Source organism: Rheinheimera sp. MMS21-TC3 (genome assembly GCF_032229285.1).
In the GTDB taxonomy this organism is placed as follows: domain Bacteria; phylum Pseudomonadota; class Gammaproteobacteria; order Enterobacterales; family Alteromonadaceae; genus Alishewanella.
Window position 1 is genome coordinate 1,784,022 of the sequence record NZ_CP135084.1, and the last position, 20,267, is coordinate 1,804,288.

Genomic DNA, 20,267 nt, shown 5'->3' on the forward strand with positions numbered 1-20,267 from the left:
GAATTTTAGGGGCACCGAATGAAGTTATCAGCTATTAGCCTAGCGCTAATACCCATGTTAAGCCTAAGTGCTGCACAAGCTGCAGTATATCAAGTTATAGAAGTTGGCGATGTGCCTGAAGTAAGATTTACTGTTGCAGCTGCAATGAATGATGCGGGTGAAATTGTTTTTAATGGTGGCATAAGTAATCTTAATTTGGCTAGCTCAGGTTATGAAGAGCCAAATTATAGTGTTTATTACAGAGGTGATGGTAGAAACTATTATAACTTTCCGTTAGATTTAAGCGCCATTGACTTTACATCTGAAGCCGTTAAAGCAGCACTTACTGATGAACAATTAGCCGATGCAGTAAATGGTATTACTGACGTAGAATCATTAACTATTTTATTATCTAAAAATTTTTCAGGCCAGCCTAGAGGTTTAGCTTTACCTTATTATAAAGCAACTAACGCTGATGCCGAAAATGTGCTGTTGCGCGACTTTGTTTCAGAGCCATCGCGTGGTAATAGTGAATATTTATACGATATTAATAATCAATCTGTTGCAGTAGGTATAGCCTCAAATACTTTTCAATGGCAAAGCTTTACTCCGGCGCCAACCGAAGAAACACCAGAGCCAGTAGCTATAGATATATGGATGCCACAAGGTCCTATGTTGTTAGGAGCTGTAGTTAAAGCTGGTGTGATAAAAACTATTCCCGCGCCTTTTCAAGACTTTGGTGGCGGTTTTTCTTTAGCAAATGCGATTAGCAATACTGGCTATATTGTTGGTGTTGCCAGTACCGGAATTTCTGAAAGCACTAAAACAGCTATGCTGGAAAGTTGTGACGGAAAAGATAATCCCGTCGCTCTTTGTCAGTATAATCAAATTGTTACTAGTCCTAGTTTGGTTAACGTACTAAATCCGCTAGGTGGGAATTTTCAAATAACCAGTGAAGGCTATTATCAAAGTGCTGGGATGATCTGGCGCTTATCGGGAGAGACAATAAGTGAGCCAGAGGTTTTAGGGATTTTAGGTGATAAAAATACTGGACAGCCTTATATTAACCCTGAACCAAGCACAGAAATAAATAATATAAGTTATATCAGCAGGCCCTTAGCCGTGAACGATAAAGGCTTAGCAGCAGGATGGTCTGTATATTCAGATTCAAGCCGTTACGTAAATAGTGTTGCAATTGCCAGAGGCTATCAGGCTACTGTGTTTGCTGAGGGCCAAGTTAAACCTATAGTTGATGCTAATGAATGGGAGCGTAGTGCAGCTGTTGCTATTAATAACAATGATATTGTTGTTGGTGGTGCAGTCAAAATTATAAATAGTGACTACCGAACAAAAATGTTTATTCATGATCCAAATTTAGATAAAACTGAGTTTGTTGAAGGTTTTTTTGTTAGCTCTAGCACTTTTCCCAAAGATATTAACGACGATAATATTATAGTAGGTAAAGCTGAAGCTATTTTAGCCAATACGCCGAATCGTCGTGAACGCGCCTTTATTATGGATGTAGCAAAAAATAGCTTTGTAGATCTCAATTCACTTGTTGATTGTCATTCAGGCTATACCTTAATTGATGCCACCTCTATTAATAACCAAGGCGAAATCTTGGCTACCGCACTAGTTGAAAAAGAACAACGAGATATTAAAGGTAATTTAGTTTTAGATGACAAGGGTGCACCAATTAAAGCGAATTTAACCACAACAGTTAAATTAATCCCTATAGCCAATGGTGTAGCGGAAGATTGTGCTGATGCTGGTAATACTTATAGCCGTAAAGGTGGAAGTTTCTCTTTTGCCTGGTTGCTGGGCCTAGCTTTAGTCGGCTGGCGTCGCTTCCAAGCTTAAAAACTAACTATAAAATAATTAAAGCTGTCGTTTTAGTATAAATTATCGACAGCTTTTTTGTTTGTGCTAATAAATAGTTTAATTTTTAAGCTAAATAAATATAAAAAATAATAATATAATATCTTCACACTTCATGCTGTTAGTAATTGTCAAGTAATATAGTTGTTTATTGTGATTGAACCTTTACTGACTCTGGGCTATCAATATAAAGGTAGCCGACAGTAAGATTCACTGGATAGCTAATTATCCGTGGTTTTCGGTTACTTTATTAAATAAAGTTGAGGAAGACTGCCGTATGAAAAGACAAAAACGTGATCGTCTAGAACGTGCTCATGCTCAAGGTTATCGTGCTGGTGTTACGGGACGATCTAAAGAACTTTGCCCTTATCAGAATTTAGATACGCGCTCGCAATGGTTAGGAGGGTGGCGCGATGCGATTGAAGATCGTAATGTCGGTTTGTTTAATAGAGGACTGTAACTTTCTGTACATTTAGTTTAATAAAATAAACTTAAAGAAGTGATTTTAATAAATTAAGCCCCGTTATCTAGCGGGGCTTTTGTTTATATAGAGCTAATGAAAGTTAGAAACTAGAAGTATCTTGAAATAAACCCACTTTTAAATCTTGAGCGGTATAAATATCACGACCATCTACGCTAACTACGCCATCAGCTATGCCCATAAATAATTTGCGTTTAATTACCCGCTTCATATTAAGGGTATAAGTTACCTTTTTAGCTGTAGGGACAATTTGGCCAGTAAACTTAACTTCGCCTACACCTAAGGCACGGCCTTTACCCGGGCCACCTGACCAGCCAAGAAAGAAACCTACCAATTGCCACATGGCATCTAAGCCTAAGCAGCCAGGCATAACAGGATCCCCTTTAAAGTGGCAGGCAAAGAACCATAAGTCTGGGGTAATATCTAATTCGGCAATAATTTGGCCTTTGCCATATAGTCCACCTTCTTCAGAAATATGTACTATACGATCCATCATTAACATATTGTCTGAAGGTAACTGGCTGTTGCCTTCACCAAATAACTCACCATTAGCACAGGCGATTAAATCTTCTTTTGTAAAGCTATTCTTAGTCATGTATGTTTAATCCAATAAAAATGCAGGCTTACTTTAGCGAACACTTGTACGCTAAACAAGTCCGATTTCTTTATTAGCCATTAAAATGGCTGAAATTTTAGTCAATTTAACTATTTATCTTAGTCTTACTGTTAAAGAGTAGCCTGATGACAAATTCAACTGGTAAAGCCTTAACTAATGCTGAAAAACAAAAGCGTTATCGTATAAAACAAAAACAGTCAGGTAAGAAAGAGTTGCGCGGTTATTTAACCCCAGAAGCCTTAGCCTGTTATAGCGAGATCCAGCAAAAAACCGATTGGAATGACAGCTTGTTATTAAGTAATGCCATTCGGTTAATGTATGCTGCTCATAAGTGTGGCCAAATAGGGCTTTTATATAACTGGCTAACTGAACATAAGCGATAAGCTGATAAAAGCGTGCTTTAGGCTGTAGTTAGCGGCCATAGCTGGTTATAATAACTATCTATATTAGTTAAAAATTTTGTGAGTTGTAGATGATATTGTTTGTGCGAGACTTAACTGTCATTGATTTTTCATATTTGTGTGCTAAGCGCGGTATGCTGGGTGAAAGCTATATTGTAGACGTTGAGTTAGATGGCAAACTAGATGATATTTCTATGGTGCTGGATTTTTCGTTGGTTAAAAAACAAATTAAACAGGCCATAGATCAATTGCTTGATCATAAATTAGCTGTGCCAACTTTAGCGGATGGCTTAAGCCTTACACTGGCGCAACAGCAACAATTGCTTAAGTTTGATAGTGCTCGTGGTCAAATTAATATGGCAGCGCCAACAGAAGCCGTGGCATTAATTGAAACTGCTACTATTAACATAGACAGTATCACTAGTTTTTTGCAACACCATATAATGCAGCTGATGCCAGCTAATGTGGCTAAGCTTACAATTACTTTACGCCCAGAGCCTATTAGTGGCTTTTATTATCACTACAGTCATGGTTTGAAAAAGCATGATGGTAATTGTCAACGTATTGCTCATGGTCATCGCTCTACCATTCAAATTTTTACTGATGGCATGCTGTCTTTACGCCTAAACAAATACTGGTCAGAGCGTTGGGAAGATATTTACTTAGGCACTGCTGAGGATCTGTGTCAGGCTAGTGAATTAAAGTTTATTAACCCTGCTACAGACACTGATATTTGTTTTGCCTATCAAGCACAGCAAGGTTGGTTTGAGCTCACTATGCCTGCAAGTCATTGCGAAATTATAGCTACAGATACCACTGTAGAATGTTTAGCTGAGTATATAGTTGCTGAGCTAGAAAAAATTGATCCAAGTAAAGCCTATAAAGTCGTGGCATATGAAGGTGTAGGTAAAGGGGCTATTGCTCAGTCAGCATAAGCAGCCGCATAACTAAGTGTTAGCTTGGTTTATGAGCAGTAAAACAATGACTTTTGGAGATATTAATGAGAAATGAAGCGCTAATTGCTAAACGGATGGAACATGCTATCACTCGGGTTACCCGTACTGTGTTTCCTGGCCGTACTAATCATCATAATACTTTATTTGGTGGTGAGGCATTAGCTTGGATGGATGAAGCCGCTTTTATAGCTGCTACTCGATTTTGCCGTAAACCTTTGGTAACCATTAACTCGGATCGTGTTGATTTTAAAGAAGCAATTCCAGCCGGTAGTATTGTAGAAATAGTGGCCAAGGTAGATCATGTTGGCCGAACCAGTATTCGGGTTCGGGTTGATATCTTTGTTGAGAATATGTACGACGATAACCAACATCTAGCCATATCAGGTAATTTCACTTTTGTAGCCTTAGGGCCAGATCGAAAACCTACACCAGTATTACCTTAGTTAGCGGGCTGTTTCGTATTGCATTGCGTTGTTATAGCTAAGGCTAGGGCAGCTATGTAGCTAATAAAATGTAATTAAGAGGTGACGAGATGAAAACTGCACAACAATGGTTTGATGAATATAGCCAAAGCCATAAAAATAGCTTTAACAAAGCTATTCACTGGTTAGCTGTGCCTATAATCTACTTAACGGTATTAGGTATGCTGTGGCAAATACCTATGCCATTTAGTTTATTTGCCCAGCAAGAGATTACTTGGTCATTAATAGTGGCAGTGCCTGTTTTAATGTTTTATTTTAATTTATCTTTTTCTATTGGCTTAGGAATGACCTTATTTACCACCTTAGGCGTTATATTAATTCGTTGGCTTGATCAAAACGTGTCAACAGATATCTGGTTAATATCATTACTATTATTTGTTGTAATGTGGGTATTACAGTTTATTGGCCATAAAGTAGAGGGTAAAAAGCCTTCTTTTTTTCAGGATCTACAGTTTTTGTTAATTGGTCCTGCTTGGCTGTTAGGCTTTATTTATCGTGGTTTAAACATTCGTTATTAACACTATGCGATTAATACAGGTTGAAATAGGCTCAGTCACTAGGTTGTTTGGGTACGCTTTCGTTATAATTCAGAATTGGTGTCATCAATTTGTCTGCGGATAACTGCTTTGTCTAAATTTTTTGAAGATCGTACCCGCCAGTTTTGGCTGCTGCATACTTTAGGTTGGCTTGGGTTTGCTATTGTTAATTATTTAGGCTCTTTAGTTCAAGAAACGCGAGATGCTTATCTAATAGTGATTGGCTTAGATGCCTACATAGGTTGGCTAATTACTATTCCATTGCGTTATGCATTTCAGCGCATATGGTTTTGGCCACCTTGGAAAATGGTGTTAACCGTTTTGTTACTGGCTTTAGTTGCCGCTGCAATTTGGACTGCCGTGCGCAATTTTAACTATTGGGAGATTTATCGCCATGGTGCCAGGGCAGGTGATTGGTTAAAGTATATTCGTGATACGCCTGTAGCTTTTTATGTCATGCTGAGTTGGTGTGGCTTATATTTTGGTATTAAATATTATCAAACACTGCAACTAGAAAAACAAAAGTCTTTAACTGCCACTAATAAAGCCCATGAAGCACAACTGAAAATGCTGCGCTATCAGTTAAATCCGCACTTTTTATTTAATACCTTAAATGCTATTTCTACTTTAGTATTAATTAATGAGTCTGACACTGCTAATAAAATGCTAGCAAGACTTAGTGACTTTTTACGTTATTCGTTGTACAAAGATCCAATAAATAAAGTCGCGTTAGAGCAAGAGATTTACGCAGCACGTTTATATTTAGAAATTGAAAAAGTTAGGTTCTCTGAGCGTTTGTCTATAGTGTTCGATATAGAGCCAGGTACAGAGCAAGCAAGAGTGCCAAGTTTGATATTACAGCCATTAATAGAGAACGCGATTAAATACGCTGTTGCAAGCCAAGTAAACGGTGGCGAAATTACCATAACAGCGAAAAAGTTTGGTCATGATTTACTTTTAGAAGTTGCCGATAATGGCCCTGGTGTCACTTTAGTTAATGGTTTGCCGATCAATGCCAATAAGGCGCCAGCACATTCAGAGAGTGGTGTGGGCTTAGTAAATACTAAAGAGCGCTTGGCTGCTTTGTATGATAACGATTTTGCATTAGTATTAACCCATAATCAGCCAACAGGTTTAAAAGTGAATATTAGAATTCCATTACAACTAGAAGAAACGGAACAAAAATATGCTTAAGGTAATAGTAGTTGATGATGAGCCTTTAGCTCGAAAGGGAATGTTAGTTAGACTTGCAGAATACCCTCAATTAGAGGTTATTGCAGAGTGTAGCAATGGCGAGCAAGCAATAAGTTGCATTAGTGAGTTAGAGCCAGATTTAGTTTTTCTTGATGTTGAAATGCCCGGCTTAGACGGTTTTGCTGTATTAAAACACTTACAAAGTGCCAATGTAGACTTACCTTATATAGTCTTTGTAACTGCATATGATCACTATGCTTATAATGCCTTTGAAGTTAATGCCTTAGATTATGTTTTAAAACCGGTAGAGCCTGAGCGGTTAAGGCAAACTGTTGAAAAAGTAATCAAGCTACATCAAGCTCAAGATATAAAAAAGCATAAAGGTCAGTTAGCAGAAGCGGTAGCTAAATTAACCGGTGACGAGACAGATAATATCTTAAATCGCTTAGATAATGCTGAACCTTTAGTTAATGACCGTTATCCAGATACTATTAGTATTAAAGATAGTGGTGAAATTACTCGAGTCCCTATTACGGCCATTGAGTGGGTAGATGCAGCGGGTGATTATATGTGTATTCACACTGAAGATGGTCAAACCCATATTCTACGTCGTACTATGAAAGAGTTAGAGCAAGAGTTAGATCCGCGGCTTTTTGTGCGGGTGCATCGCTCAGCCATTGTTAATGTAAGTAATATTGCCAAATTACAAATGTTGGCTAATGGCGAACACCAATTAATGTTAACAAATGGCCAAGCGATTAAAGTAAGCCGCAGTTATAAAGATCGGGTTAAACAAGTTTTTAATCAATAAGTTGCTTAATCGCTGGCAATTTTTTGTTGCCAGCGCACTAAGTAAGGATCGATTTGTTTTTTCTTATCATTAGATTTAACTAAAGGGTATAAAGCCGCTTGTTGGTTTATTTCACCAACCATCTTTAAATGCGCACCTTTTTTAAGTTGTTCTACTGCATAAGCGCCCAGCTTAGTGGCTAAGATACGATCAGCACCAACGGGCTTACCGCCACGCTGGATATGGCCAAGAATACAAGCTCGACACTCTGTGCCTAGCTCAGCAGATAAATCTTCAGCTAAAGCAGTAGTGCCGCCAGGATAGCTGTTTTCAGCTACGACAATAATATAGCTAGTTTTACCCCGCAATAACTGAGCATGCTGAATAGGGCCTAGGATGCTAGCTAACTCACCCTTTTTAACTGGCCCAAACTCAGGGCATATTATTTGTTCCGCCCCTGCAGCAATTCCGGCCGATAGAGTGATATAACCAGAATGACGGCCCATAAGTTCTACTAAAAAAATACGTTCAAAGGCATCTGCGGTATCACGAATTTTATCAATAGCATCTAAGGCGGTATCTATGGCAGTAGCAAAACCTATACTAAAATCGGTGCCATCTATATCATTATCTATAGTGCCTGGAATACCCAAAACTTGGCCATGATAATGGGGCGCTATAGCTAATGCTCCGCGAAAACTGCCATCACCACCTATTACTAATAAGGCGTCTAATTGAAGTTTATGCAATATAGCAGCAGCTTGTTTAGCACCTTGCTCTGTGTGCAATTCTTTGCAACGTGCGCTTTTTAAAATAGTACCGCCATGCTGAATAATATGTTGGACATGCTGAGGCAGTAAAGTTTGATAGTCTTCTACTAATAAACCATTAAAACCATGATGAAATCCAACCACATCAAGATTATAAGCAGAAGCCGTTAATACGACGGCCCTTATACAAGCATTCATGCCAGGGGCATCACCACCTGAAGTTAAAACACCAATACGTTTAATCATGCAAACTCCTTTGGAACCTAGTATAATTTAATCGCATACCAGCTATATATTAATCGCATCTTATTAATTTTCTACAGACAACTTAGCCGATATTAAGCGACAATAGTCACTTACTCCCGCTAATTAACTGCGCTGCTGCAGTTAGCCACTTTTGGATACCATCATGCATCAAATTACCGGCAAAAGCTTAGTTGGTTTTATATTAGCACTAACTACGGCCATTTTATGGGGTGTTTTACCCATTGTATTAAAAGTTTTATTAGATGCGCTTAGTGCTAATACTATTACTTTTGTTCGTTTTATGGTGGCCGCTATTATTGTTGGCTTATGGTTGGCGGCTCGGGGGAAACTACCTTCATTAGCGCTGTTTAAACAGGTTAAAATTTCAGTATTAATGTTAGTAGCCATTTTGGGCTTGTTAGCTAACTATATTCTATATTTAACCGGACTGGCCTATTTAAGTGCTGAAACCGGACAAACTGTTATTCAATTAGCGCCTTTTTTAATGATGATAGGCGGCGTCTATATATTTAAAGAACGACTGTTAATTTGGCAAAAAGTAGGGGCCTTTGTTTTAGTGTTTGGCTTACTGCTATTTTTTAATCAACGCTTACTAGGCATGTTAAGCCAAGTTAATGGTGAAACTATAGGGGTGTTGCTTGTTATTGCTGCGGCTATTACTTGGGCGGCTTATGCCTTGGCGCAAAAGCAATTATTGGTTCATTTTAGCTCTAAGCAAATTATGTATATTTTATATTTTGCTGGCAGTATCTGCTTTTTTCCTGCTTCAGACTTTGCCCCTTTACAAACGATGAGCTTATTGCACTGGTTGCTACTGATATTTTGCTGCTTAAATACTGTTGTAGCTTATGGCGCTTTTGCTGAAGCATTACACCATTGGCAAGCCTCTAAGGTGAGTGCGGTATTAGCTATAACGCCTTTAATAACAATACTAGCGGCTAATCTTTTGGCCATATTGTGGCCAGACTTTATTCAGCCAGAGCAGTTAAATTTATGGTCATGGTTAGGGGCTATATTAGTGGTAATAGGCTCAACCTTAACAGCATTAGCGCCGCAATTTGTCGAGTACCGTGCTGCAAGACGGGTTAGAAAGTTGCAACGTGACGTATTTTAAACAAAAAAATAGCGGCCAAGCCGCTATTTTCTTGATTAGCTGAATATATTTATTTAACTTGTACAATTCGACAAGTGTTAGAGGCACCGACAGTTTCCATTACATCGCCATGGGTAATAATAACTAAATCACCGCTTTGTAAATTTGCTTTGTGTTTGATTGTTTCTATAGCAGCATCAGCTAAAGACTCAGCGCCAACAGTAGTGCTATCGAAGAAAGCAGGATAAACACCGCGATATAAAGCCATTTGATTTAAGGCTTTATCATGACGTGATAAAGCATAAATAGGTTGGGGTGAGGTAATACGAGACATTAGTTTAGCGGTATAGCCAGATTCGGTTAGGGCAATAATAGCTTTAATGCCGCTGAGATGGTTTGCCGCATACATGGCTGACAAAGCTATGGTTTCACTGACTTCTGTAAATTCTGAGTCCATTCGATGTTTTGAGATTTGTACGCTTGGGTGTTTTTCAGCGCCTTCACAAACCCTAGCCATAGCCCGAACTGTTTCTGTAGGGTATTTACCAGCCGCGGTTTCAGCAGATAGCATAACGGCATCGGTGCCATCTAATACCGCATTAGCTACGTCCATCACTTCTGCGCGAGTAGGCATAGGGCTTTCAATCATGCTTTCCATCATTTGAGTAGCAGTAACAACCACACGATTTAACTGCCTAGAGCGAGCAATAATCCTTTTTTGCTGCCCCACTAATTCAGCGTCGCCTATTTCTACGCCTAAATCACCTCGTGCTACCATAACGGCATCTGAAGCTCTAATGATATCATCTAAGGTTTCATCATCGGCTACAGCCTCTGCGCGTTCAATTTTAGCCATTAAGCGGGCATTAGAGCCGGCCTTTTGCGCTAAAGTGCGTGCTAAGCGCATATCGTCGCCACTGCGAGGGAAAGACACGGCTAAAAAATCGACTTTAATTTCAGCTGCAGTAACAATATCTTGCTCATCTTTTTCGGTTAATGCCGGTGCAGTTAAACCGCCACCTTGTCTGTTAATGCCTTTATTGTTGCTTAATACGCCTGCTACCGTAACCGTAGTAAGCACTTTGTCGCCATCAACGCTGTCAACTTGCAACTGAATTCTACCGTCATCTAATAATAATAAATCACCTGCTGACACATCTTGTGGTAGCCTTTTATAATCTATACCTACTTGATGTTGGTTGCCTTCGCCTTTGCCTAATTTAGCATCTAAGGTGAAAGCTTGGCCTTCTTCTAAAGTAATAGCGCCATCTTTAAAGGTTGATACCCGAATTTTAGGGCCTTGTAAGTCACCTAATATAGCAACGTGAACTTGTAAGTTAGCAGCAGCTTGGCGCACCATAGCCGCTCTAGCTTTGTGATCCTCAGCATTGCCATGAGAGAAGTTAAGTCGAAATACTGATGCTCCAGCCTTGATTAGCTTCTCAATGGAAGCAAGAGTATTAGTAGCAGGACCGAGCGTGGCAACAATTTTGGTTCTTCTGTGCATGAATAACTCCTGATTATGGCGAAAACACAGTATTTAGAATAGCTCTAAAATGTTGTAATTTTATTACATTATAACGTAAAGCAAAGCTATAAAGCTACCGCTTAGGTTATCTAGGTTAGGGATAGTGGTTTTCTTTTTCAAAGCGAGAGCTGCGTAAACTGTCTTTAACTTTTTTTAAGTTTTCTCTAAATTTGCTACCGCGTCTTAAAGTGAAACCTGTTGCTAAAATATCAATCAAGACTAATTGGGCTATTCTGGATGCCATGGGCATATATAAGTCGGTATCTTCTGGTACATCTAGCGATAGCACTAAGTTACATTCTTTTGCTAAAGGGCTAGCTGCTGAAGTAATACCAATAACAGTAGCGTCATTGGCTCTGGCAATATTGGCAATGTCACACAGGCTTTTAGTGCGTCCGGTATGGCTAATACAAACAACCACATCACCTTCACTGCTATTTATAGTACTCATGCGTTGCATCACAATATCGTCAAAGCAAACAACAGGTACATTAAATCTAAAAAACTTATTATGGGCATCATGGGCCACTGCTGCTGAGGCACCTAAGCCAAAAAATGATATTTGGTTGGCTTGGGTTAACACATCGACCGCCCGATTAATGCTATTAATATCAATACTTTGTTTAGCTGTATTTAATGCCGCCATGGTAGATTCGAATATTTTAGCTGTATAAGCTTCTGGGCCGTCAGTTTCTTCAACATGTCTAGTGACATAAGGCGTACCATTAGCCAAACTTTGGGCTAAATGTAGCTTAAAATCAGGAAAGCCTTTAGTATCAAGTCTGCGACAAAACCGATTAACCGTAGGTTCGCTAACATCAGCTATTTTAGCTAAGGTGGCTATACTACTGTGGATAGCAGCTTGTGGGTTAGCTAAGATGACATCGGCAACCTTACGCTCTGACTTACTGAAGTTATTATTGTTAGTGATGATTTTTTCTAACACATTCATGGCTAATTTCCTGAAGGTTATGCCGAGATAGAATCAATATAGACACTAAACTACTTTTTTTAGGTTAAATAGTCAAAAAACTACAGCTATTTGGTAATTAAGCTACATTTTCGCCATCACTGGCTAGATGTAAGCGCAATTTAAGCAGTTTTAATGTTATATAGTTACATTGTAAGGGAGCGTTATGGCAGCAACAGCTCAAAATTCAGCATCTGATCTTATTTTATTTGGCACTAAAGGTGACTTGGCTCGCCGCAAGCTGTTACCTGCGTTATATCAATTAGAAAAGGCAGATTTATTGTGTCCGCAATCTCGTGTTATCGGTGTAGCAAGGGATGAACTTTCAACTACAGCTTATACCGAGCTAGTGCTAGAGAGTTTAAAGCGTTTTTTAAAGCAGCCTATAGAAAATCAAGTTTGGCAGCGCTTACAAGCTAAATTAATCTATGTAAAAATTGATTTGTCTCAGTTAGAGGATTTTCAGGCACTTGCTAGTATTGTTGATAGCACTAAGCGGGTGCCTGTTTGTTATTTTGCAACGCCTCCAGCTTTATTTGGTAATATTTCTAAAGGTTTAGCTAAAGCAGGTCTAGCTGCTATGCCTACGCGGGTAGTACTAGAAAAACCAATAGGCCATGATTTAGCTTCATCCAATATTATTAATGACCAAGTAGCAGAGTTTTTTACCGAAGCGCAAATTTACCGTATAGATCACTACCTAGGTAAAGAAACCGTACTTAATTTATTAGCCTTGCGTTTTGCTAATGCTATTTTTGCAGGTAACTGGGATCATAACTCTATTGATCATGTGCAAATTACCGTAGCCGAAGAGGTGGGGGTAGAAGGTCGTTGGAGTTATTATGATGACGCCGGACAAATGCGAGATATGGTGCAAAATCATTTATTGCAAGTACTTAGCCTTATTGCCATGGAGCCGCCCGCAAGATTAGATGCTGATAGTATTAGGGATGAAAAGTTAAAAGTATTAAAAGCCCTGCGCACTATAGATATTAATAATATTCAAGAGAAAACCGTTCGCGGCCAATATGCTAATGGTTTTGTTGCTGGTAAGTCAGTACCTGGTTATTTAGAAGAAGAAGGTGCTAAAGCCAATAGCCGAACCGAAACCTTTATTGCCCTTAAAGTAGATATTGATAACTGGCGCTGGGCCGGTGTGCCATTTTATTTACGTACAGGTAAGCGTATGGCTAGTAAGTTAAGCGAAGTGGTTATTTGCTTTAAGCCGCAACCGCATAATATTTTTCATGCTACTTATAAAAACTTACCGTCTAATAAGCTTATTATTCGTTTACAACCTGATGAAGGTGTAGAGATCCAAGTGTTAAATAAAATTCCAGGCTTAGGCGAAACCATGCGTTTGCAAGAAACCAAGCTGGATTTAAGTTTTGATGAAACCTTTAAGTCTCAACGGATAGCCGATGCCTACGAACGCTTGTTGTTAGAGGCTATGTTAGGTAATCAATATTTATTTGTCCGACGTGACGAGGTTGAGCATGCTTGGAAGTGGGTCGATAGTATTATAAGTGCTTGGCATATAAGTAACGAACCACCTAAAAGCTATCCTGCAGGTAGTTGGGGACCCGTAGCGGCCATATCTATGATGGCGCGAGATAATAGGAATTGGGAGGAATAATTATGATGCAACTTAATCAGTTTGCTAATAGCGAGGCTTTAAATAAGCAATTTGCTGCTGAGTTAGTCACTATTTTACAGCAAGCTATTAGCCTGCGGGGCAGTGCAACACTTGTAGTCTCTGGCGGGCGTACGCCTCAGGCTTTATTTCAACAGTTAAGTCATGCTGATTTAGCTTGGGATAAGGTAACTATTACTTTGGCTGATGATAGATGGTTGGCAGCAGATCAAGCCGATAGTAATGAGCGTTTAGTTAAAGCTTCTTTATTACAAAATCGCGCAGCTAAAGCTAAATTTATTAGCTTATATGCTAATAGTGCTTCTGCTTTTAGTGGTGTAATTGAAGTATTGCCACGAATTGCTGGCTTACCTACTTTTGATGCGGTTATTTTAGGTATGGGTGAAGATGGTCATACTGCTTCTTTATTTCCATGCAGTGAACAAATAGCGGAAAGCTTAGCCTCAGATGCACCTGCAGTTTTGGCTATAAAACCAACTACAGCACCTTATGAGCGGATAACTTTATCTAAGTCTAGGCTGGAGAATACTCGACATATGTTTCTTCATTTAGTTGGGGCGGCTAAAAAAACAGTATTAGATCAAGCCATGGCAGACAATGATGTGCTAGCTATGCCTATTCGAGCTTTTTTACAGCATTCAGAACTAACCGTTTCGGTTATGTACGCTGAACAATAAAGGGATGCTATGCAGCCAAACTTTGAGCAAGTGATTCATCCGGTTATACAACAGGTAACTGACAATATTATACAACGCAGTGAAACGAGCCGCTCTAATTACTTACAGCGTATGGCTTTGGCACGTGAGCAAGGGCCACATCGTGGCGTACTTAGTTGCGGCAATTTAGCTCATGGTTTTGCTGCTTGTAACCAGCAAGATAAAGCCAGTTTACGTAGTTTAACCAAAGCTAATATTGCTATAGTGTCGGCTTATAACGATATGCTGTCTGCACATCAGCCTTATGAAGACTACCCTAAACGGATTAAAGCTGCGGTTAATGAAGTTGGCAGTGTGGCGCAATTTGCCTCTGGTGTGCCCGCTATGTGTGATGGTGTAACCCAAGGCCAGCCGGGAATGGAGCTCAGCTTATTAAGCCGTGATATTATTGCCATGTCGGCTGCTATTGGCTTGGCGCATAATATGTTTGATGGCGGCGTTATGCTGGGAATTTGCGATAAGATTGTTCCAGGCTTGTTATTAGCCGCCCTGAGTTTTGGCCATTTACCTTTTGTGTTTATTCCCGCTGGGCCTATGCCATCGGGTATTCCCAATAAAGAAAAAGCCCGAATTCGTCAGCAATTTGCTGAGGGTAAGGTAACTAAAGAGCAATTATTAGCAGCAGAAGCGGCTTCTTATCATGCTGCAGGCACTTGTACTTTTTATGGTACGGCTAATTCTAATCAGTTAGTTATTGAGATTATGGGGTTGCACTTGCCTGGTGCTTCATTTGTTAATCCGGGTACAGAATTGCGTGATGCATTAACAGCCGCAGCAGCAAGACAAGTGACACGCTTAACTGACTTAGGTGATAACTACTTACCCATTAGCCAGATAATAGATGCTAAAGCCATTGTTAATGGCATTGTTGGTTTATTAGCTACTGGTGGCTCCACTAACCACACTATGCATTTAATCGCCGTGGCTCGCGCTGCCGGTTATATCGTAAATTGGGATGACTTTGCCCAGTTATCTGCAGCAACGCCACTATTAACCCGTATTTATCCTAATGGTCATGCTGATATTAACCACTTTCAACAAGCGGGTGGCATGGCAGTGCTAATTAAAGAGCTACTTAATGCAGGGCTTTTGCATAACGATGTGCAAACTATTGCCGGCCCAGGTTTAAGCCGTTATACCCAAACGCCAACTTTAGTTGACGGTAACTTAGTCTGGCAAGATAGCCCAAGTGTGTCGCAAGATTTAACGGTGTTAAGTACGGCTACTAAGCCATTTAGTCGCCATGGTGGTTTAGAGGTACTATCAGGAAACTTGGGCCGAGCGGTCATAAAAACTTCGGCTTTACGTGAGGGCACCGCCGTTATTAAAGCACCAGCAGTAGTGTTTTCCAGTCAGCATCAATTAGATGCTGCTTTTCAAGCAGGTGATTTAAATAAAGATTGTATTATAGTAGTGCGGTTTCAAGGCCCTAAAGCTTGTGGCATGCCCGAGTTACACAAGTTAACGCCACCCTTAGGTGTTTTACAAGACCGGGGCTATAAAGTTGCCTTGGTGACAGATGGCCGTATGTCTGGTGCTTCAGGTAAAGTGCCAGCGGCTATTCATGTTACCCCTGAAGCTTTAGATGGCGGTAATCTGGCTAAAATACAAACGGGCGATCTGGTTTTAGTAGATGCAGAACAAGGTGTATTACAGTTATTTGTTAGCGAAGCAGAGCTAGCATTAAGAACAGCGGCGAGTATAGAGCTAACCACGACTGACAGCTTTGGTATGGGACGTGAATTCTTTGGTGCGCTGCGTAGCCAATTAACGGGTGCAGAGCAGGGCGCTTGTAGTTTATTTAAGGAGTAGCACTATGGCTTTTTCACACTGGGCTTTACAGCCTGCTACTTTATTTCAGCAAAGTGCTGTGATCCCCGTTATGGTTATCAATAACTTAGACGATGCAGTGCCTTTGGCTAAAGCCATAGTGGCAGGTGGCATTAAGGTGTTAGAGGTCACACTGCGCACACCTGTAGCTTTAGACGCTATTCGCTTGATAAGCCAACAAGTACCTGCAGCTATTGTCGGTGCTGGTACAGTAACAACAGCCCAGCAATTACAACAATCTATTGCTGCTGGCGCTAAATTTGCCATTAGCCCAGGTTTTACCTCTGAGTTATTGCAAGCAGGTAAAATGGCTAAGATCCCATTAATTCCGGGGATTGCTAGTGTGTCAGAATTAATGCAGGCTATTGCTGTTGGTTATAGTCATTTTAAATTTTTTCCAGCAGAAGCCGCAGGTGGTATTAAAGCTTTAAAGGCTTTTTATGGCCCTTTTGCTGATATTCGCTTTTGCCCTACCGGTGGCATTAATGTTAGCAATGTAACCGACTACTTAGCCCTTCCTAATGTTGACTGTGTAGGGGGCTCTTGGCTGATACCTGACGAGGCGCTACAGCATAAAAATTGGTTACGCATAACCGAGTTATGCCTAGAAGCGTCTAAGTTGAACAATAACTAAACACTAACTAGAGTGTTAGATTTAAAACTGGCTATGCTTTGAAATTAGTCGGTAAAGCGCGTATAGTGGCGCACTTTTTGTATTTGGCTGTATTTAGCTTAACCTGTTCTGGAACACACCGTGATCTCAACTTCTAACATTACCATGCAATTTGGCGCTAAGCCGTTATTTGAAAATATTTCGATTAAATTTGGTGAAGGTAACCGCTACGGTTTAATTGGCGCTAATGGCTGTGGTAAATCCACCTTCATGAAAATTCTAAGTCGCGAGTTGGAGCCTAGCAGCGGCAACGTTTTTGTTGAGCCTAACCATAGGGTTGCAAAGTTGCATCAAGATCAGTTTGCCTTTGAGCAATACTCTGTTATTGATACAGTGATTATGGGCCATGCAGAGCTTTGGGCGGTAAAGCAAGAGCGTGATCGAATTTATAGTATTGCCGAAATGAGCGAAGAAGATGGCATGAAAGTGGCTGATTTAGAAGTCGCTTTTGGTGAGATGGATGGTTATACGGCAGAGTCTCGCGCCGGTGAGTTACTAATAGGTGTGGGCATTCCGGTAGAGCAACACTTTGACTTAATGTCATCTATAGCGCCAGGTTTTAAGTTACGCGTATTACTTGCTCAAGTGCTATTTGCTGAGCCAGAAGTCATGCTATTGGACGAGCCAACTAACAACTTGGATATTAATACTATCCGTTGGTTAGAAACAGTATTAACTGAACGCAACAGTACCATGGTAATTATTTCGCATGATAGGCACTTTTTAAACAGTGTTTGTACCCACATGGCTGACTTAGATTATGGTGAATTACGCTTATATCCCGGTAATTATGATGAGTATATGTTTGCTGCAACTCAAGCTCGTGAGCGTTTATTGGCTGATAATGCCAAGAAAAAATCGCAAATAGCAGAATTACAAACCTTTGTTAGCCGTTTCTCGGCCAATGCTTCAAAAGCAAAACAAGCTACCTCTCGAGCTAGGCAAATAGATAAAATACAACTAGAGGAAGTAAAAGCCTCTAGTCGGGTTAATCCCTTTATTCGTTTTGAACAACAAAAACAGTTATACCGTTTAGCACTTGAAGTTGAAGGCTTAAATAAAAGCTTTGGTGAACTTCAGCTATTTAAAAACCTAAACCTTACCATTGAAGTGGGTGAAAAGGTGGCTATTTTAGGTACTAACGGTATTGGTAAAACGACTTTACTTAAATGTTTAATGGGTGAATTAAGTCCAGAGTCAGGCACGGTTAAATGGTCTGAAAATGCTAAAGTAGGTTATTACGCTCAAGACCATGAGTATGAGTTTAAAGATAATATGACCTTGTTTGATTGGATGAGCCAATGGAAAAGCCCAACTGATGATGAACAAGCTGTTAGGGGGATTTTAGGCCGGCTGCTTTTCTCACAAGATGATATTAAAAAATCAACTAGTGTGCTATCTGGTGGTGAAAAAGGGCGAATGCTATTTGGTAAACTAATGCTTTTAAAGCCAAATATTTTAGTAATGGATGAGCCAACAAACCACTTAGATATGGAGTCTATTGAGTCATTAAACTTAGCATTAGAGCATTATAAAGGCACCTTATTATTTGTCAGCCATGACCGTGAGTTTGTTTCATCTTTAGCTAGCCGTATTATTGAAATTACCGATAAAGATGTTCGTAACTTTGTCGGTACTTACGAAGAGTACCTTGCTGCACAAGCTTAAGTGTGAAGTTTGCCATCTACTAGCCAGTTATAGTCTACTGGCTAGATTTCCCTCTAGTTAGTTTATTATTTACTAGTTACTTTTAGCTAGAGGGGTTGTTTTAGTGCAAAACATCGCCATGTCTACTGTGGGGTTAGATAATGTCTAGTTCGTTAGTTTATATTTTTACGCTATTATAGAAGTCGTATTAGACGTTAGTTTATTCCAATAATTACCACAAAATAAAAGAGGCGATCTATGCAAGTTAATATTGGTATCACCCAAGAACAACGTAAATCAATTGCTGAAGGTTTAGCGGTATTATTAGCTGACAGTTATACCCTTTATTTAAAAACGCATAATTACCATTGGAACGTTACTGGGCCAATGTTTCAGTCGTTACACACCTTATTTGAAGGACAATATCAAGAACTCGCAGTAGCCGTAGACGATATTGCTGAACGTATTCGTGCTTTAGGTGAGTTTGCCCCAGGCTCATATAAAGAATTTGCCAAAATTACGACAATACAAGAAGCTGAAGGTACACCAACAGCTGAAGAAATGATTAAAGATTTAGTGAAAGGACACGAAGCTATTGCAAAAACTAGCCGTAATATCGTGCCTATAGCTGGTAATGCTTCTGATGAGGTTACCTTAGATATTTTAACTCAGCGCATGACAGTACATGAAAAAACAGCATGGATGTTACGCAGCATGGTAACTACTAATTAAGTATTTAGGCTTAATGATTAACGCAATAAGACATAGCAAATTAGGTTAATTTGTGTAGAGTGTAAAAGATAAAGTCGGATTTATAGCCGACTTTATCTTTATTTGTTATAAATCTATAGAAGTACTAATAAAAAAACGGTAAAACAAGTAAAATTAATTTAAGTAGTATAATTTGAGTTAGCGTTAGTAAAACCTAACTAGGGAGTCTTCATTTAATGAAAGCCTTGCAATACGCTCAAAATGTAGCTGATTTATTTGCATTGCCTGATGGCTATTTAAGAGTTAAGGAATTGATGGACTCTGAAGTTGCTAGTTTAGATGATATAGCTGAAGCAATTGCTCTTGACCCAGTGTTAACGGCTAAATTGCTAAAACTTGCTAACAGCGCTCTGTACAATTTGTCATTTCAAGTTGAATCTATAAATAAAGCATTATTAGTACTTGGCAGAAATCAAGTTTATAACTTAGTGCTTAGCATTGGTATAGGGTCTGCTTGTTCTAAGCTAGATACTTCAGTAATTGATTTAGAACGCTTTTGGGAACAAAGTATTAATGCAGCATTAATTGCTAAATACTTGGCTGAATGTGTTGGCGATAAACCAACAGATCGTTTTTATGTTGCTGGGTTACTGCACAATATAGGCGAATTAGTTGTCTTGCAAAATGCGCCAGAACTTGCCTTACGCTGCCAAGCTTATGACTCAGTACATATGCCTTGGAAGCTACAATTAGATGAGCTTGGCTTTACATACGCCGAATGTGGTGCTGAATTACTGAATCTTTGGCAAATACCCGATACTATAGTTGGGCCTATAGCATTACAAAATAGTGTTAAGTTTGATCATAAAAACATGTCTCAGTTAATTGTCTACTTAGCGGTAAAATTAGCTTTAGCCAATCAGCATCCTGAGCTGTATCAAACCAAGCATCTAATTGATCCTTTTGTACTTGAATTACTTAACTTAAGTCAGTTAGATATCCTTAAAGCAATTGATTTTTGTAATACTGAAGGCCTATTTTTGCTATCGGTACTTAACCCAAGGATTAGCACTATCTACTAAAATTTTAGCTAGA

At 39.5% G+C, this 20,267-nt stretch carries 20 protein-coding genes; 16 read left to right on the forward strand and 4 right to left on the reverse strand.

The genetic code is table 11. The features are described from left to right. Positions 1–18 precede the first annotated feature (18 nt). Entirely contained in the window at positions 19–1,839 is a 1,821-nt protein-coding gene (locus RDV63_RS08840) for a DUF3466 family protein (RefSeq protein ID WP_313909137.1), read from the forward strand. Positions 1,840–2,134: 295 nt separating this feature from the next. Beyond that, positions 2,135–2,317 carry a ribosome modulation factor gene (rmf, locus tag RDV63_RS08845; RefSeq protein ID WP_313909138.1) on the forward strand — a complete coding sequence of 61 codons (183 nt, stop codon included), beginning with the start codon at positions 2,135–2,137 and terminating at the stop codon, positions 2,315–2,317. 103 nt (positions 2,318–2,420) lie between these two features. On the opposite strand, the gene fabA is transcribed toward rmf, so the two are convergent. Next, positions 2,421–2,933, reverse strand: a complete 513-nt coding sequence (gene fabA, locus RDV63_RS08850; RefSeq protein WP_313909139.1) for a bifunctional 3-hydroxydecanoyl-ACP dehydratase/trans-2-decenoyl-ACP isomerase — start codon at positions 2,931–2,933, stop codon at positions 2,421–2,423. 146 nt (positions 2,934–3,079) lie between these two features. Between fabA and RDV63_RS08855 the strand changes: the two genes are divergently transcribed. The 6 genes from RDV63_RS08855 (at position 3,080) to RDV63_RS08880 (ending at position 7,334) form a co-directional block, all read left to right on the forward strand. Next, positions 3,080–3,337 (forward strand): hypothetical protein, encoded by a 258-nt coding sequence (locus tag RDV63_RS08855; protein WP_313909140.1) that lies wholly within the window; start codon positions 3,080–3,082, stop codon positions 3,335–3,337. A gap of 89 nt (positions 3,338–3,426) precedes the next feature. Beyond that, positions 3,427–4,290: a 6-carboxytetrahydropterin synthase gene (locus RDV63_RS08860; protein ID WP_313909141.1), complete on the forward strand. Its 864-nt coding sequence runs from the start codon at positions 3,427–3,429 to the stop codon at positions 4,288–4,290. Between the two features lie 65 nt (positions 4,291–4,355). Next, a complete protein-coding gene (locus RDV63_RS08865) occupies positions 4,356–4,754 on the forward strand; it encodes an acyl-CoA thioesterase (protein WP_313909142.1) in 399 nt (132 codons plus the stop codon). A gap of 89 nt (positions 4,755–4,843) precedes the next feature. Beyond that, on the forward strand, positions 4,844–5,311 hold the full coding sequence (locus RDV63_RS08870; RefSeq protein ID WP_313909143.1) for a DUF962 domain-containing protein: 468 nt from the start codon (positions 4,844–4,846) through the stop codon (positions 5,309–5,311). Between the two features lie 108 nt (positions 5,312–5,419). After that, positions 5,420–6,523, forward strand: a complete 1,104-nt coding sequence (locus RDV63_RS08875) for a sensor histidine kinase (RefSeq protein ID WP_313909144.1) — start codon at positions 5,420–5,422, stop codon at positions 6,521–6,523. After that, entirely contained in the window at positions 6,516–7,334 is an 819-nt protein-coding gene (locus tag RDV63_RS08880) for a LytTR family DNA-binding domain-containing protein (RefSeq protein ID WP_313909145.1), read from the forward strand. Before RDV63_RS08875 ends, RDV63_RS08880 begins: the two co-directional genes overlap by 8 nt. A gap of 5 nt (positions 7,335–7,339) precedes the next feature. Here the strand turns inward: RDV63_RS08880 and RDV63_RS08885 are convergent, their stop codons facing one another. Then, complete coding sequence (locus tag RDV63_RS08885; protein ID WP_313909146.1) at positions 7,340–8,329, reverse strand: ATP-dependent 6-phosphofructokinase; 990 nt, start codon at positions 8,327–8,329, stop codon at positions 7,340–7,342. Between the two features lie 163 nt (positions 8,330–8,492). Between RDV63_RS08885 and RDV63_RS08890 the strand changes: the two genes are divergently transcribed. Beyond that, positions 8,493–9,464 carry a DMT family transporter gene (locus RDV63_RS08890; protein WP_313909147.1) on the forward strand — a complete coding sequence of 324 codons (972 nt, stop codon included), beginning with the start codon at positions 8,493–8,495 and terminating at the stop codon, positions 9,462–9,464. 49 nt (positions 9,465–9,513) lie between these two features. Here RDV63_RS08890 and pyk read toward each other — a convergent pair whose 3' ends face one another. Together pyk and RDV63_RS08900 are read right to left on the reverse strand one after the other, a co-directional pair. Next, positions 9,514–10,950, reverse strand: coding sequence for a pyruvate kinase (gene pyk, locus RDV63_RS08895; RefSeq protein WP_313909148.1), 1,437 nt, complete (start codon positions 10,948–10,950; stop codon positions 9,514–9,516). A 115-nt stretch (positions 10,951–11,065) separates the two neighbouring features. Next, positions 11,066–11,923 (reverse strand): MurR/RpiR family transcriptional regulator, encoded by an 858-nt coding sequence (locus RDV63_RS08900; protein ID WP_313909149.1) that lies wholly within the window; start codon positions 11,921–11,923, stop codon positions 11,066–11,068. A 184-nt stretch (positions 11,924–12,107) separates the two neighbouring features. Here RDV63_RS08900 and zwf point away from each other — a divergent pair, with 184 nt between their 5' ends. From zwf to RDV63_RS08935, 7 genes are all read left to right on the forward strand, one after another. Beyond that, the gene (gene zwf / locus RDV63_RS08905) at positions 12,108–13,577 is read left to right on the forward strand and encodes a glucose-6-phosphate dehydrogenase (protein ID WP_313909150.1); all 1,470 of its coding nucleotides are present in this window, start codon (positions 12,108–12,110) and stop codon (positions 13,575–13,577) included. 2 nt (positions 13,578–13,579) lie between these two features. Further along, a complete protein-coding gene (pgl, locus tag RDV63_RS08910; protein ID WP_313909151.1) occupies positions 13,580–14,272 on the forward strand; it encodes a 6-phosphogluconolactonase in 693 nt (230 codons plus the stop codon). Between the two features lie 33 nt (positions 14,273–14,305). Then, positions 14,306–16,123 carry a phosphogluconate dehydratase gene (gene edd / locus RDV63_RS08915; RefSeq protein ID WP_313910397.1) on the forward strand — a complete coding sequence of 606 codons (1,818 nt, stop codon included), beginning with the start codon at positions 14,306–14,308 and terminating at the stop codon, positions 16,121–16,123. 4 nt (positions 16,124–16,127) lie between these two features. Further along, positions 16,128–16,775 carry a bifunctional 4-hydroxy-2-oxoglutarate aldolase/2-dehydro-3-deoxy-phosphogluconate aldolase gene (locus RDV63_RS08920; protein WP_313909152.1) on the forward strand — a complete coding sequence of 216 codons (648 nt, stop codon included), beginning with the start codon at positions 16,128–16,130 and terminating at the stop codon, positions 16,773–16,775. Positions 16,776–16,895: 120 nt separating this feature from the next. After that, positions 16,896–18,482 carry an ABC-F family ATPase gene (locus tag RDV63_RS08925; RefSeq protein ID WP_313909153.1) on the forward strand — a complete coding sequence of 529 codons (1,587 nt, stop codon included), beginning with the start codon at positions 16,896–16,898 and terminating at the stop codon, positions 18,480–18,482. Between the two features lie 237 nt (positions 18,483–18,719). After that, positions 18,720–19,193, forward strand: a complete 474-nt coding sequence (locus RDV63_RS08930; protein ID WP_313909154.1) for a Dps family protein — start codon at positions 18,720–18,722, stop codon at positions 19,191–19,193. A 215-nt stretch (positions 19,194–19,408) separates the two neighbouring features. Further along, positions 19,409–20,254 carry an HDOD domain-containing protein gene (locus RDV63_RS08935; RefSeq protein ID WP_313909155.1) on the forward strand — a complete coding sequence of 282 codons (846 nt, stop codon included), beginning with the start codon at positions 19,409–19,411 and terminating at the stop codon, positions 20,252–20,254. Positions 20,255–20,267 lie beyond the last annotated feature (13 nt).